This window comes from Pseudomonas sp. IPO3749 (assembly GCF_013386605.1).
Classification (GTDB): Bacteria; Pseudomonadota; Gammaproteobacteria; order Pseudomonadales; family Pseudomonadaceae; genus Aquipseudomonas; species Aquipseudomonas azotoformans_A.
In genome coordinates this window covers 14,623-29,334 of the sequence record NZ_JACARN010000042.1, presented here as the reverse complement: position 1 = coordinate 29,334, position 14,712 = coordinate 14,623, and the positions used below count along the sequence as shown (strand labels likewise).

Genomic DNA, 14,712 nt, shown 5'->3' with positions numbered 1-14,712 from the left:
TACCCCACGATCAGGAAAGCTAGCAATCCATCGTGGAGGAAAAAACGGCCCTAAAATCATGAGTTGCCCCTCTATCGCTTAATCGCACCGTTGCGCTGCATCTTTTGCATTTCAGCCGCAAACACCCGCGTATGACGGCGAATGTCAGCCTCGGTCAGTCGACCGCTGTTGTCGTGATAGTGATAGCCGCCGTCGCCACCGCCCAATTGCCCCCCACCGTTCGCCGCCTGTCGAATAACGTTGGCGTATTGCTTGGGCAGAACCATTTCCTGCTCGTGAAGCTGGGTCATTGGGTTGGTGCCTGCGGGAATGTCATAGCCCCCCTCAGCAGAAGCCACGTTCTTGACCAGGCCAAAGACAAAGGCGCCGGCCGCTACAGCCGCAGCTACACCCAGAACCGGGCCGATGAAAGGGATCGCTGACATCGCAGCAAAAGCACCAGCCATCGCCTGCCAGGCGCTGGCAATGATGTTGCTGATCGTTGCCGCTCCCCAGATTGCGACAGACATAGCGGCGCCGCCCGCTTCAGCGGCGGTACGCACGCCCACCCCGGTCACCGTGGCGCCGGTTTTGGCAGTCTCGCCAAAGATCCAAGCCATCAATGGTGCCGTGACCATATGCTCGATAAACGCGGTACCAATGCTGCCGAAGATGCCCTTGAGCAAGCCTTGCGTGCTCATGGTTCCACTGAGGATCCCATTCAGGCCGCTAGACCAACTGGCACGCACACTGCCCACCATGCCAGTCCAGTTGCTTTGGGACTCCATGGTCTGCTGACGGCCGATCACGGCGATCCGATTACGGTGGGTCTGCTCAAGCGCCTGGATCTGCTGCTGTACCTGTTGCAGCGCTACCGGGTTGCGATCAGGATCTTTAGCCAGCAAGGCCTGACGCTGAGCCAGAGCTTCGGCTTCAATCGCATACCGTTGCTTTTCAAAGTCGGCTTGAGCCTGGAGCAACTGCCCCTGCGTGATCAAATTCGCCTGCAGGTCCAACTGAGCCATCTGCTCAGCCTGGGCGACATCGGTGAGCCGGGCTTGCTGGTCCGCTGCCATCTGCTGCTGTTTGATGTTTGTGAGCTGCTGCTGTTTTTCCCGCTCGACAGCAACGACTTCAGACGCTGCTTTTCGATACTCCTGGCTATCCTGGCCATAAAGCTCGCGACTACGTTGCAACGTTTGCTGCGCGATCTCCAGGCGGGCATCCATGTTATTGCGGTACTGCTGCGCCTGGGCCTGAAGGTCAGCGAACGCCTGCCCTTCGTCCTGACGACGCAATGAGTTCAACGCCGTAAGGTAATTGCGCTGTACACCCAAACGTTCCTTGGCACTCAGATCGGTGCGTTTGAGTATTCCCTGCCAGTAATCAGCTTCCTGTCGCTGAGAAAACTGGAGAAAAGTGCCCTGCTCCGACTGCTGTTGCGCATGAGCGACTTTCTGTGCATCCAGCGCCTCTGACCATTGGCTGACACGGGATGTTGTCTTGCCCGGCGCCGCACCAGCGGGAGCGTCAACCTTGGGAGGAGGCGTTGTCGTTTCTGTTAGCTTTTGCCGGTGCTCGATGGCAGTCGCATAAGCTTGTTCAAGTTTCGTCAGCCTGGCTATTTCGATGCCATATGGCGTAGGGCTGACCCGGCCTTGCTGAGGCGCCCTGGTCAACGCCGTGTCACCCGTCGCGGCCATATCCGCAACCTTGCGACGCTGCTCTTCAATCCGGGCAAGGCGCGAGCGCATGCCGGCGTCCACGTCATCGATCTTGGTAGAAACCAACTGCATATTTTCAAGCAGCAGGCGCTCTTCCACCAACGTACCTTCAAGCTGAGCCCGACCGCCGCCGCCGCGAGAGCCCTTATCACCGACGCTTGCCAGCATCGCCTCATACCTCGCCACGTTTGCAGCGACCTCTTCAACGGTGACCCCCACGCCGGTCATGCCTTTCAACAATCCGTTAAACCAACTGGCGGTTTCAGAGAGGCGCTTGTTCAAACTGATAAAAGCCGGCTCAAGGATGGTGCCGATGGTGACCTTGAGTTCGTTGCTCTTTGAGTCCAGCTCTGCCTGACTACCTGTCAGGCCTTCGGCCGCCTTGGCGGCGTTGCCGACCTGGGCTTCAGTCTCTTTCATAATGCCATTGTATTCGGCGGTAATTTTTTGTGAGTCGGACAGCTTGTCGCGAGTAGTGCCAATGCTCTTGGCGTACTCCTCCCACATTTTCGCAACGTTTTTGGTCACCCCGGCATTATCGACTAACACCGAGTTTTCGTTTTTCAGACCTTCAGTCGCTGAAACCACAGCCTCCGACATGCTGAGATTGGCTTGCCGGTTGAACGCCGCCGCGTCTTTCAGGCGAGTAATAACACCCACCGCCTGATCAACGTTGTAACCACGGCTCAGGAGGTTTTGCAGAGCCTTGGCTGCATCACCTACACCCAGCAAGCCATCAGCAGCCAGCTTGTTGGCCTCATCCATTGCACGACCAATGCCGATACCGGCATGGTTGGCCACCGCCTCCAAGCCGCGATAAGCCGCCTGCTGCTGAATCGCCGCATCCTTGCTGTCGCCAACGATCTGACTGAGTTTGAACGCGCCAAGCCCAAGCACCCCAACAATCCCCGCCATTACCCCGGATAGTCCCGAACGCATGATCGAACTGACGCCGGAGAACGCATCATTCGCCGCTGGAGCAAAGCGGCCTAGCTGCGTTTGGCTACCTGCCATCTCAGTGTTTATTGCCCTCAACTCACGCCCGAATGTGGTCCGAACATCCCGCATGCTCCGCTCCAAACCTTCGACGGCGCGGTCAAATCCTTGGGTGCCGGCACTGAACTGGTATGCGATATTTCTATCCATGCCGGAACCTCGCTCTACAGGAAATAAAAACTCCGCCGAAGCGGAGTCATGTAGTGATACCTAAGCCCTACCGAAAACCGTCATTGCGAGCCAACAAATGCGTCCAGCGCCCCGCGTAAATGCTCAGGCAATTCGTTGCGCATATCGGCAGCCATTGCCGCCATATTGCTTGCCAGATCAGGTGCGTCCGTAACGTCTTCGCTTGGCTTGTAGCCCATATACCCTGCAACCAGAACATGGACTGGTGGGTGCCGCCGCCAGTAGTCCGTCATATGACCCACCATCACCATGTCCCAGTCACGCCGCAGGGTGACCGGGCTTTGGCCGGTACTGGCTATCAGGTGAGCGTAGAGCTGGCCCCAATCGAAGGGGCCAGGCCTTCCCCCGGCGCAGGCTCCGTAACCTCCAGACCGGACGCGCCCATAACCTCGTTGAGCACGTCACGCATATTGCGCAGGTCCAGCAACTCTGCCACTTCCTGACGGCCCATGTCGGGATAGTTTCGACGGAGTGCTGCGTGCGTTGCATCGATCACGGTGGCTATTCCGTCCTTATCCATATTGCCCGCCATGACGCGATTGATCCGCTCCAGCAACTGCTCCAAATCGCCAAGGGAAAGCGGCGGAATAACCAGTTTTTTGCCCGGAAATGGATACTCAATACCGGGAACATTCACGGCAGTCATTCGCTGGAACTCCAATAAGCGACTTCACCGAATTCATCGGCATAGCCCGTGAACTCGAAGTCAGGGATGGTGTAATCATCCTGCTTGGTCGAAAGGCTCAACTTGTTGCTGACGAAGTTGGGCACGCGAACGTAGATCGACTTACCTTTGTATTTCAAGTACAGCTCGCCCTGGAACACCGGCATATCGCCCATCGGCAAGTTGCGCACCGAAAGGCTCTTGCCGGTGGCGACCGAATAGCGGTAGTCAATAAATACCGGCACACCAACATCGACCGTTGCGAACGCGTATTCACCGGTACCAGAGTCGTAGGTGTATTCGCCTTTCGCCGGCGCAGCCAGCACCCGAGCAAAAGGCACTGCCCCGCCGCCGCGAACACCCAGATCACCAGCCAGCACCCCTGCGCCCGGCGCGGTAACAATGATCTTTCCACCTACAGGAATTTCCTGCGGCGTGGTTGCGTGATGCACCAGCACTTGGCCGGACTGCAGCGTCTGCCCGAACACTAGAGCATTCATTTGGGAGAGGCTGATCTGCGCCGCTTTTGCCTTGCCGGAGAGCTTGCCTTGACCACGCGCCGCGTCCACGGCGAACTGCTCGCTACCAAACAACTCTTTGGAGTCATAGGACAGGTCAACCGACGCTTCCTGCATGATGCCCAGCAGGATTGGAGTGGGAGACGCCAGGGCGCTGCCATAGGCGTCCATCAGTGGGGTGGCATAAAACAGCCCACTGCCGAATGCAATTTGCATAGTTTATTCCTCAGTAAAGTGTTGGCCCGGACGTCAGATCGCCCGTATTACATAGGTAGGTGAAGCGATAACGCACCATGCAGTTACCGGCGGTGTTATCCCCTTCGTCTTCGAGCCAATCGATATAGAACCGCTGAACCCGATCCGCTTCCGGAAAAGCATCCTCGGCCATCAGTACGCTATGGACGGCAACCTTTACCAAGTCGGCTACCTGATCCCAGGCGGCCCCCGTGGCGGTGTCCTCGCGGGCGATGATCTCCACCGTCAGCTCAAACTGGTTGCGGTCCACCGCGATACTTTCGCGCTCGGTGGTTTCAAGGCTCGGGCGCAACACAAGGGCTGGGGTCATTCCCCGGGTGAGCGCCTCAGTACGACTGCGATAAACCCGATCAGCTACCGGCGTACCGGCACCCAGGATCAGTACCTGCGCCTTGGCGATGATGCGTTCTTGAATTGAAGGCATGGGTTAAACCTTGGTGAGTGAGGCTAGGCTAAAAGCACCGTCATCGATCATCCGGCGATCACGCACCCGATAGGACACACCAGCAACGATGATCAGCTTGGGGTTGTTGATGCCGAGGCGCTCGGCCTCGGCAGTGATGACCAGGATCTCGTAATTGGTGGACTGGCTGTTCGTGCCGCCCATGCCATGGATCTCATCGGGCATGTCCCGCGCCGCCAAAAACGGCTCACCATCAACCACTCCACCAACGTCGAAGTCCTCAAGGAAGCCCCTGAGATCTTCTTCAAGCATCAGGACTCACCTTCGCTGCCTTGCGACCGGGCTCTGCACCAACTGACGGTGCAGGGCCGTACTCGACCACCACGACCTCCAGTTGATGACGAAAGCGCTCTGCCACATCGTCCGGCAGCTCGACGACGCCACCTTGATCCACCAGGCTGTTGTCTGGCCGGCGGAACGAACCTGACAGGACGGTATAGGCTTTATTCGGCATCGCCGGCCCCTCCAGCTTTGTCCACTTTCACAAGCCGCTGCTCCAGCGCTTTGTCCGGCTCACCAGGGATGACGATCACCTCCCCGACTTTGAACTGGACAGGCTCTAGAATGGTGTAGCGCCCCTTTTTCTTTTCGACCGGCTCCAGGCAGTGCTGTCGGGCGCTGGCCTGGGCGGCTGTCAGGATCAACTCACCACCGTAAAGGGTGATGGTCTCTGTCACGCGGTATTTCGGCATATCAATGTCCTCGATGAGGTGGCGGGCCGACCGGCTTATGCCACCAACTGGTTAAGGACGGCGTACTGCCAGCGGCCAAAACCGGCGTTGCGCCAGGTGTCGACACCGTACTGATGCGCGTCGTTGTCAAACTCGTATTCCGAGCCTTCCGCCTTCGCCTTCATCGCTACGTCGGTTTCCTGCTGACGGATGAACGCTTTCAAACGGCCATCGGTACGCAGGGTCACGAACTTGTCCTGCCAAGCATTGAGGCGCACGTTACCGACCACGCGGACCACCACGTTATCGGGCATGACAATTTCGTTGATGTTGGTGCCGCGCGGAACGCTCAGCGCGGACTGAGCAACGCTCAACAAGTTGAACGGCACCATCACCAAGAACTCGCGGGCCAGCTCGTTGATGGGTTCGCCCTGATCATCCTTGAGGCTGGTCAACTGGGTAACGGACCGAGCAACTGCCTGCTGAAACTCCTCAACACTTGGACGAGTCGGTGTGCCATGAAGAGTCGCGGCCAGTTCCGAAAGCTTGGTGGTGATTTTGTTCGACTGCACCCCGCTCTGGCCTTCTTCGTGGTCGGTGTCGAAGAAGTACTGGCCGTCGTAGCAGACCTGGGTTTCGCCATTGAGCAACAGTACCGAGAGCAGCCTGGCCCAGTGGGCATTCGTGCGGTCGGCCAATTCACCGAGGCGAATCCGCAGCTGTCCGGTCTTGTCGCGGCGCAGCTCCTTGACCAGAACCTCAATGGTTGCTTCGAAGTGCAGGTTTTCGATTTCGAGTTCAGCGCCGATGAAGCCCTTGGCATGACGGCCACCGATCCACTCACGCAGCGTCGGCACCATGCCAATCCACGGGTAGGTTTCTTTGGCCTGGTCAGAATCGAACAGGTTGGACACGGCTTCGATCCAGTTCGACCCCACATTCTGTTCGAGCATTTCGTAAAACATGCCGATGACGGCACGGCTGGAAAGTACTTCAGCACCCATGGGTGATTCTCCTGAAGAAGGATACGGTCAAAAAAAGGGGGTTGGGTGTTGCGTTAAGGCGCGACGGGCACTGGTTGGGCGGCGAACTTGACGATGCCGACACCAGAGCGGACAAAACGGTGAACATGACCAACCAGGCTATTCCCGGCTGCGGTCAGCAGGAAAGCGCCGCTGTCGCTGGCGTAGACCTGCTTGCCGATATCGGCAAGCGACAGGGCAGCCACAGGCAGTTCAATCTTGCCTTCTTCGCGAAGACGGACGCGCGCGGCCGCAGCGGCGCCTATGCGGTTGTCGACGCCGCGATCAGCGAAACCGACAAACAGATCACCAGCCGCCAGAGGGCGCGCCAGGCCACTGTCGGCGATGATGCCAACGGCCGAGCCTTCAAAGATCTGTACACCGGCGGCAACGGACAAGTCGTTGATGGTGCCGATCTCGTAAGCGCGGGGGGTATCGAGTGTAAGAGGCATGGGATTCTCCAGAGCCAGGGTTTGAGGGACTTACCAGGTGCTTACTTTTTCAGAACCTTGACCAAACCACGGTCGGTGGCCTTGCGATAACCGTGGTAGGCCTCGAAAGTGCCAAACTCGGCGCGCAGTTCCTTGTCGCCGTCCCAGGTCGCTTTGGCGCGCTCTTCCAGGGGTGCCTCCGGATCCTCTTCGGCGGCAACTGGTGCAGCCGGTGGCGTGGGTGCGTTGGGTACCGGCGCAGGGGCCTGGCTGCGAATGTCGGCAAGAGCAGTGGCGCGCTTGGACTTTTCGGCACCAATCACCTGTGCAGCCGCCTCGGCGCCGCTGGTTTTGCCATCGAACTTGAGACTGGCGATCAGCTCTTCATGCCCGGGCAAAGCGGCCGCCTCGACTGCCTTGATGCGATCGCACTCGGCGCGAGCGCCAGCTGCATGTGCGTCATGCTCCAGGCTGGCCAGCAGTTCCGCGTGATTCGCGGCCAGATATTCACGGGTAATGGCCGGCTTGTCGGTGGTTGGAGCTGGTACGGTGCTGCTGTTTGGTGCGGACATGGATCGATCTCCAGAGGGACTGCCGTTGAATTCGGCAATAAGGTTTTCAAGGGTGGATTCACGGTCAGCCATGCCCAGTTCCACGGCATCCGAGCCAATCCGCATGTCGCCCTGGCCGAAGTCAGCCAGGACGGTTTCAACACTGAGGCCGCGATAATTAGCGACGTCCTCGACGAAGATGTCGGTCAGACGGTCGACGTGCGCCTGTGCGACAGCGCGACCGGATTCGGTACCGAAGTCCGGCCGCTTCTTCGGGCTTTGGCTGCTGACGATTTCGAAGCTGCCGTCGTCGCCGCTCTTGCGCACCGTCAACACGGTGCCGATGGATCCCACGGCGCCGGTACGGCTCATGACGATTTCATGGGCCGCTGCCGCCATCCAGTAACCGGCACTGGCCGCGTTGCCGGACACATAGGCCACTACCCGCTTCGGAGACGCGCGGATCATCTGAGCGAACTCAGCGATGCCGCTGGCAATACCGCCCGGTGTATCCATCACCAGGATGATGGTGTCGGTCCGAGGATCGTCGACGGCATTGGTGAACTCTTTGGCCAGGACATCCAGCGAGGTTGCACCGGACAGCGCCGTGAACAAGTTGGCGTAGCGGAACACAGGGCCTGTGACGGGCAGCAAGGCAACGTTGCCACGCTGAGTCACGGCACGGCTGTTCTGCAGGGGCTTGCCTTGCCTGGCTTCCAGGGCCTCGGGCCCCTCATGTTCCCGACGGGCAATGGCGGTGATGGTCTGCAGCATGTCCGGGGTGATGGCCCAGGGCTCGCGTGAGACCAGGTCGAACGCCGTCACCCGGTGCACAGGTGCATCGGTTGGGTTGTCGCTCATAGTTAGGTCCGTTCAGGTAGGTCGGGATTGGCCGGCGGTTCATTGTCCGGGCGGGCCGTCGGTGAAGCTGAAAGCCCGTCATCGCGCCGACGCTTCACTTCCAGGGCGCGCTGTTCGTGGTTTTCCTCCCAGTCGCTGCCGTCGTAGAGCATGGATTCCTTTGCCAACGTGCTGACGCCGATATCGATCCGTTTCTCGGCGGCGTTGATATCCTTCAACGGATCTACGGTGCCAGGACCGTCGCCTACCCACAGCGAACCGCAGTAGGCATAGCGCAGTAGCGGGTGATCGAAAAACCCGGGGGCCTCGATATCACCCTGCGCAATGGCCTCTTCAAGCCAATGCTCGTACACCGGCTGGCAGAAGTGTGAGCCCAGGAAGTCGCGGCAACCGCGAACGAACTGCCACGCCTCCATGACTGCCGCACGCGCGGCGGTGTAGCTGGCCGTGAAGTGCTTGATGAGCACCTCATAGGGCAATTCCAGGGCCATGCCGATCTGGCGCAGCATCGCCAGCACGAACGGGTCAAACGCCATGTTCGGCCGGCCGGGGGCCGCCGTGTCGATGGACGCGCCGTCGTCCAGCTCAGCAACAATGCCGCCGCTTAGCGAACCGTCCCAGCCACCCTGTTCCCTTCCCGCAGGCCGATCACCACCAACAGGCGTGTTGCCGGTGGCAGCAGATGCCAGTGGGCTCAGACTCCCGCCTGTCCCCGGCTTGATGAACACTGCGAAGAACGCCGACACCACCGCCGCTTCCAGCTCGGCATCGGTGTAGCGGTCCAATTGCTTGAGCTTTTCGATCACCGGCGCCAGGTACGGCACACCGCGCGGCTGGCCGACCCGACGGCGGCGGTACACATGCAACAAAACCCGACCACCGCGCTCATTGAAGAACGGACGCTCGTCCCATTCCCGCTCTTTAACGCCCAACGCACCAGGGTGGCTGCGCAGGATGTGAGCCTTGATCGGCGCTCCGTCGGCATCACGTTCGATACCGGCGGTGAGGGTTTCCGTATCAGCTCGGCCCGACGGGTTGCAGATCCGGTCGGCTTCAATGAGCTGGATACACGCCGAGTAGTGATGACCAGGGCGCTCCTTGTGGGTCAACAGCGGAAACACATCACCGCTGCTCAGTACCGAACGCCACGTCAGATCCTGCAAGCCATAGAAGTTTTGCTCGCGGGTGATGTCGCAGCAGGTGGTTTCCGCCCAGGACTTGAACAACGATTCAGTCTTGCGCTGCCACTCCCTGGCCCGATCTTCATCCCAGCCAAGGATCTGGCGATTCACCACGGACTTGAGCGCCAATCCAGTACCGACCGTTTTAGTCGTCACCGTGTTGATCGCGCCACCGCCGATGGGGTTGTTGCGCTCAAGATCTCGGCACCGCTCGCGAAGCGTGGGCAAGTCGGGCAGTAGGTCTGCCGCAGCACTACCGGCAGCAGGGTTCCAGGCGCTCAACGAGCGCTTGGCCTTCGACGCGCCGCTGTAACCACCCAGAGCGGTCATGGTGAGCCGGGCGTGCATGCGCTTTGCACCACGTTCCGGGCTCAACCAGGTGATGGCCTTGTCGAGCAGGGTTGGCTCTGGAGCTTTCGGTGCGCGGCTCATCGCGGCGTAATCCCACGCAGGATAATCCCCCGAGGACGGCCGCTTTCCAGACCATCAACCTGCTTTTGCCAGTAATCGATTGTTTTGGTGATCTCGGCAAGGTCAGCGTATTCCAACTGCCGGGAGCCGATCCGGTAGCTTTGCTTCTGGCTGACCTTCATGCTCGCATCGAGCCAGGCTTGGAGCTGGCCCTGCGCTTGTTCCAGAGTGATAGCCATTGTTCAATTCCTGCGTTGGGTGAGCACGCGCATAGCACTGCGGCGCCCAGAAACAACTCTCCCGCCAGCAGGCGGGAGATCGGGTGGTTCAACTGGTGGGGATGGTTCAGGGGCAGCCCCTTCGGAATCGGGCTCCGTCTCTGGCTTAACCGGATCGGGCTGATCGAACAACCCACCCTGTCGGATCTGCGCATCGAGTGCCGCCCAATCCTGCTCCTGCAGTAGATGCGTTTTCAGAGAGCGAGCCGCGTGCAAGGCGTACGTTTCGCAGTCCGTGCCTTCGTTCGGCTCACCGGCCTTTTTCTGCCACACCTTGCGGTAGTGGTGCCGACGACTGGGCGCCTTCACTTCGGCGGTGATCTGCCGGAAGTAATCCGGGCGCACCGTCTTGTAAAAGTGCATGCGGCCAGGACCATCACCGGTCAACGGCAGCCGACCCTCGATCCACAGATCCTTGGCCCGGGACGTGCCGACGATGTAAGGGCGCAGGCCGTACTTCGATGCCTTTTGCTCTTTGTCGGTATCAACGCCCTGCCGAGGCGCGCTGAAGATCTCCCGGCGCTCATCGTCGCGGGTATTGCCGCGTTCACTCGCACCCTTGATCGCCATCACGCCGTTGCGTTGGTGTTTGCGGCAGAACGCATAAGCGGCGTCCTGGGTGATCGTGCCGTCGGAGGTGTCGAGTGACGTAGCCAACACCTTCAGCTTGGCGCCGCAGGCGTGTGGAATCGCCGCAAACAGCAGTTTTTCCAGATCCAGCCAGACGCCCTGGTCAGGCAACACCACTTCGCCGTAGATTTCACCCCAGTAAAGCAACCAAGATTCCTCACCCCTACCCCAGGCGCGCATCACCACAGCCAAGCGGTCGTGCTGCACGTCGACGCCGGCGGTGATCACGATCCCGCCCATGGGGACGTACATCTCCGGGTAGTCCTCGGCGCGTTCGGCCAGTTTGTCGGCTTCGGGCAGGTCTGACTTGTACTCGTAGGCACGGCCTTGCTTCTGATTGACGAACTTGATCAGCAGCGACAGGTTGCCCATTGACGCCTGATGTTCGGCGTTGAGCTTTTCGCGCACGATGTCGGCCAGGCTGGTACCGGGCAAACAGGCATACAGTTCATTCAACTCAATGAACCCGGCACGTCCGGCAAAGGGCTTGGTCGGCACCCAACCGCAGTAAGGGTCGCCAGCGTCTACCGCCTTGAACACCGTGTTGCGGATGTTCTCTTTACGCTGATAGTCGTCCCAGATCTCGCCACAGTGCGGGCAACCGTAGCCGGCAGTGTCAGGATCCGCGCGGCCGTAGATCTCATGAGGCGTCGCTTCCTCCTCGATGTCGAGCCACTTGATATGGGCGAAGTCCAGCACGTGAGCCTGGCCGCATGAATGGCAGATGACCGGCAACACCCGGCAATCGGTCTGAGCCAAGCGTGCCTCGGTCTTGCTCGCGCCCTTGATCGCCGGCGTTCCGCCTACCAGCATTTTGGAACCGGGATAGCGCTTGCCACGCTCTTCCAGCAGCGCGATGGCATCGCCCTGCCCCTTCACGTCGTCACTGGTATCGTCAGGCTCCTCAACCACTGACAGGCCCACCGAAGACGTAGATTTAACGTTGCCGGGCGAGTTAGAGGCCACCAGCTTGAGGAATCCGCCCGGAAAAGTCTTATGGTCCCAACGATTGCCGGAGGTACGGCTAACATCAACCGGCATCAGCTTCGCCACCTCAGTGTTGGCATTGACGCCGAACTTGAGCTTTTCGTCGTGGAAGTTCTTACCGTCCTTCTCCTTGGCAAACAGGATCATGATCGGGCGCGGTAGGTTGTGGATGAACTTGAACAAGTAGCCGATCAGGAACCACGTCCAGCCGATCTGGGCCGCTTTCATCAGGTCAACTTCGCTCACCCGTGGATCATCCAGAGCAGCGGCAACGCCGAGAAAATAGGGTGTGTATTGGAAGTCGTAGAGCCCGTGCAACACACCGCTCTCAGCGGGCAGGTAAAACTCGGTGCTCAGGTAATGCGCGGTCGGGATGTCACGGGGCGGGTTGAACTTCCCCGCTGCTGCCGACAAGCTCCGCGCCAAGTTTTCGCGCGTAGCCTGCAATTCGCTCGGTTGTAGGTCCAGCAACTTTGGCCACCACTGTTCGATCTACCGTGAGTTTCTGCACGTTCTCGATTTCCTGAATGATTCGTTCAAGGCCGCCCAGGTATTCCCGGTTTGCGAAGCTGGCCCAGTCGGACAGCACCCGTTCAGCCTCACTTGCCGGGATCAGTGATCTCAGCTTTTCGTGATATGCCAACCGTCCGTTGGCCGACTTCTGCTGCAGGTCATCGATCCGCGCTCTGTTGAGCTGTTCAAGCTGGCTGCCCCCGCGCCCAGCGGCTTTACCGCGCAGGTCGCGGATGTAGGCCGTGCGTATCTCATCCAGGCTTGCGGTCTGCCAATCCAGATCCAGCGCCTTGAGCACATCGCGGGCATTTCGCTCGCTCATGTCCAGGTGATCAGCGACTTCACGTTGGGTTGGCATAGTCTGGCCCTATGACGGACATGGAAGCGGAACCCCCTATGTCAGGTTGAATCTGTGAAAAAGTCGGGGTTCGAATTACCCCGTTCAGAGGATTCGCCAGAAGGACCCATTGATTCAGAGGCATACCCGCCCCTGTCAACACCAAAGGTCGCCAAATCATTGATAAAACTCCAGATTCTGACAAAAAAAACAGGAAGCCTGCCGAGGGTCAGCTCCTCTCCATCTCCCGCGCTAAGGCGCGCCTGAACAACGGTTCAAACTCGACCCGAGCCACACGATTGGCGATGCCATAGAAGTCGAACCGACGACGATACGTTGGCCGCTTGACGAAGATCAGAATAGGCCGGGCTCCACTGCCGACACGCTGCCAGATACCCATTGGGCCAGTGCCATTACCAGGGCGACCCGCGAAGTACTCCGGCGCGTTGCGGTTGCGGCGCCTGCTGCGCTGAGTTCGGTTAGCCATGAAGCCAGATACCCGCTCAGCTGCGCCCAAGGCCGACAGGATTTGCACGATCTGGCCGCGACTGATGTTGCCGTTGCCATCCATTCGAGCACGCCGACCAGGTACTGCGTACATGTCAGCTGGCATTAAGCCGTAATGGATCAATGCCTTCTCGAAACGCTTGTGTGGTCGATTGCCACCGTCGATATGCACCGGCAAATACTTGGAGGCCGGCACACCTGAGCTGGCTTCGTCCTTGACCCACACGCGGGCAAACAGGCGGTTCGGCGTAGCGCTCCGCTTGAAGATAGAGTTGAGCGTCCAGCGTGTGGGCCGGTCAAAGACTCGGGCGAGTTCGGCTTTCTCGGCAGCCTGGACCCGTTCGGCGGTGAAGGTCAGCGCCTTAGCGGCGGCAAGTGGCACCTTTGACCGACTGAGGCCACGCATCTCCTTCACGATCTTGTCGATGTTGTCTCGCATCTCAAGCCGCAGCATGATCCCACCTCCCGTACCCTCAAGGCCTCGCGTCACCGTTGGCCGCTGCTGACTCACTCAGGCCCAGCCGCTTGACCGTCCAACGCTCATAAAGCCCAATGGCAACGTCTGCCCCTGCCATTGCTGTCAAGCATCCTAGGGCGCCCGACGTCCAGATCGACATGCCCGCCGCGTACAGCAGCATGATCGCCGAAACCCCGCACACCACGCAGGCACCCGACCGAAGAGCCAGGCGTCGAACCAAAGCCCAGCCCCGCGCCCCTTCCTTGTCTGCCCGCCACATCTCCCCAGAGACGCCGCCAACCAGGGCAAGGACAATCACTAACCAGATCGGCATCTCGGCCAGGGCCTGTTGTTCATTCGTCATGTTCTGTCCTTACCGGTTGCGCCGTACGTTGAAAATAAAAACCCCGCCGAAGCGGGGTCAAGTGGCCGGCTCAGGGACGCCGGGTGAAGCTGCACAGCACGTGCTAGGTAAGCGCCAAGGCGCAAATTCCATATCGTGGGGACTTTTTACCCCTTGAGTACGGAACCGAAAAGGGGGCAATTTCGGTTAACTCACTCGGCGCAGCTTTGACGCAACTTTGAGGATACTTTGAGACTGTCCGATCCGACGAACGGCAATGTGATTCCGGGCCTCGGCACGCCGGGTCAACACTTGCAACAACCTCAGGTGCAACGCATGAACCAGGTCGTAATACGTTTGACGGGCCGTCGAGGAAAAGCCCGCCTGATTCATCTGCATAAGCCAGCTTGGTGTCGGATCATCTCCATAACGCCGAGCTGCCAGCCGCGCCAGGCGCTCCCCGCGCTCATCTTGGCGCCCAATCTCAGACAATGCGGCAGCGACCTCCTGAGTCACACTATCAGGACCAGCACCGGCGCCCAGGATAATGCGGGAGCCTGGAGTACCACGAGGCGCACAGCCACCCCATTCCATGATCGTGGCCATGGGACTTCCCATCCCACCGCCTTCGCCATTACAGCGGCATTGCTCACCCCAATGCTTCAACAGTGTTTCAATTTCTTCGATCATCGCAATGCTTCCCCGCTCAAAACCCAACCCGACACACAAAACGCCATACCCAAC

The 14,712-nt window shown here is 59.5% G+C and carries 18 protein-coding genes; all 18 read right to left on the bottom strand.

What is annotated here, in order from left to right:
* Positions 1–71 precede the first annotated feature (71 nt).
* The 18 genes from HX812_RS17270 to HX812_RS17185 all read right to left on the bottom strand — a co-directional run bounded on the left by HX812_RS17270 (position 72) and on the right by HX812_RS17185 (position 14,658).
* The gene (locus HX812_RS17270) at positions 72–2,849 is read right to left on the bottom strand and encodes a hypothetical protein (protein ID WP_038848279.1); all 2,778 of its coding nucleotides are present in this window, start codon (positions 2,847–2,849) and stop codon (positions 72–74) included.
* 80 nt (positions 2,850–2,929) lie between these two features.
* Positions 2,930–3,121: a hypothetical protein gene (locus HX812_RS17265; RefSeq protein WP_050572466.1), complete on the bottom strand. Its 192-nt coding sequence runs from the start codon at positions 3,119–3,121 to the stop codon at positions 2,930–2,932.
* Between the two features lie 65 nt (positions 3,122–3,186).
* A complete protein-coding gene (locus HX812_RS17260) occupies positions 3,187–3,534 on the bottom strand; it encodes a hypothetical protein (protein WP_200864536.1) in 348 nt (115 codons plus the stop codon).
* Positions 3,531–4,286 carry a hypothetical protein gene (locus HX812_RS17255; RefSeq protein ID WP_038848272.1) on the bottom strand — a complete coding sequence of 252 codons (756 nt, stop codon included), beginning with the start codon at positions 4,284–4,286 and terminating at the stop codon, positions 3,531–3,533. Before HX812_RS17255 ends, HX812_RS17260 begins: the two co-directional genes overlap by 4 nt.
* A 10-nt stretch (positions 4,287–4,296) precedes the next feature.
* A complete protein-coding gene (locus tag HX812_RS17250) occupies positions 4,297–4,749 on the bottom strand; it encodes a hypothetical protein (RefSeq protein WP_038848269.1) in 453 nt (150 codons plus the stop codon).
* A gap of 3 nt (positions 4,750–4,752) precedes the next feature.
* Positions 4,753–5,040, bottom strand: a complete 288-nt coding sequence (locus tag HX812_RS17245; protein WP_038848267.1) for a hypothetical protein — start codon at positions 5,038–5,040, stop codon at positions 4,753–4,755.
* On the bottom strand, positions 5,033–5,242 hold the full coding sequence (locus HX812_RS17240; RefSeq protein ID WP_038848265.1) for a hypothetical protein: 210 nt from the start codon (positions 5,240–5,242) through the stop codon (positions 5,033–5,035). Before HX812_RS17240 ends, HX812_RS17245 begins: the two co-directional genes overlap by 8 nt.
* Positions 5,232–5,480 (bottom strand): hypothetical protein, encoded by a 249-nt coding sequence (locus tag HX812_RS17235; protein WP_038848262.1) that lies wholly within the window; start codon positions 5,478–5,480, stop codon positions 5,232–5,234. Before HX812_RS17235 ends, HX812_RS17240 begins: the two co-directional genes overlap by 11 nt.
* 35 nt (positions 5,481–5,515) lie before the next feature.
* Positions 5,516–6,463 (bottom strand): Mu-like prophage major head subunit gpT family protein, encoded by a 948-nt coding sequence (locus HX812_RS17230; protein ID WP_038848261.1) that lies wholly within the window; start codon positions 6,461–6,463, stop codon positions 5,516–5,518.
* 53 nt (positions 6,464–6,516) lie between these two features.
* A complete protein-coding gene (locus tag HX812_RS17225) occupies positions 6,517–6,933 on the bottom strand; it encodes a hypothetical protein (protein WP_038848259.1) in 417 nt (138 codons plus the stop codon).
* A gap of 41 nt (positions 6,934–6,974) precedes the next feature.
* Positions 6,975–8,324, bottom strand: coding sequence for a S49 family peptidase (locus HX812_RS17220; protein ID WP_050572465.1), 1,350 nt, complete (start codon positions 8,322–8,324; stop codon positions 6,975–6,977).
* 2 nt (positions 8,325–8,326) lie between these two features.
* Complete coding sequence (locus tag HX812_RS17215) at positions 8,327–9,937, bottom strand: phage portal protein (protein ID WP_038848256.1); 1,611 nt, start codon at positions 9,935–9,937, stop codon at positions 8,327–8,329.
* The gene (locus HX812_RS17210) at positions 9,934–10,155 is read right to left on the bottom strand and encodes a DUF6148 family protein (protein ID WP_038848254.1); all 222 of its coding nucleotides are present in this window, start codon (positions 10,153–10,155) and stop codon (positions 9,934–9,936) included. Before HX812_RS17210 ends, HX812_RS17215 begins: the two co-directional genes overlap by 4 nt.
* Positions 10,156–10,158: 3 nt before the next feature.
* Complete coding sequence (locus HX812_RS17205; protein ID WP_050572464.1) at positions 10,159–12,225, bottom strand: phage terminase large subunit family protein; 2,067 nt, start codon at positions 12,223–12,225, stop codon at positions 10,159–10,161.
* Positions 12,188–12,682, bottom strand: coding sequence for a hypothetical protein (locus HX812_RS17200; RefSeq protein ID WP_038848252.1), 495 nt, complete (start codon positions 12,680–12,682; stop codon positions 12,188–12,190). Before HX812_RS17200 ends, HX812_RS17205 begins: the two co-directional genes overlap by 38 nt.
* A gap of 208 nt (positions 12,683–12,890) precedes the next feature.
* Complete coding sequence (locus HX812_RS17195) at positions 12,891–13,622, bottom strand: hypothetical protein (protein WP_038848251.1); 732 nt, start codon at positions 13,620–13,622, stop codon at positions 12,891–12,893.
* Between the two features lie 19 nt (positions 13,623–13,641).
* On the bottom strand, positions 13,642–13,989 hold the full coding sequence (locus HX812_RS17190) for a phage holin family protein (RefSeq protein WP_038848249.1): 348 nt from the start codon (positions 13,987–13,989) through the stop codon (positions 13,642–13,644).
* A 186-nt stretch (positions 13,990–14,175) separates the two neighbouring features.
* Positions 14,176–14,658 (bottom strand): hypothetical protein, encoded by a 483-nt coding sequence (locus tag HX812_RS17185; RefSeq protein WP_038848247.1) that lies wholly within the window; start codon positions 14,656–14,658, stop codon positions 14,176–14,178.
* Between the last annotated feature and the right edge of the window lie 54 nt (positions 14,659–14,712).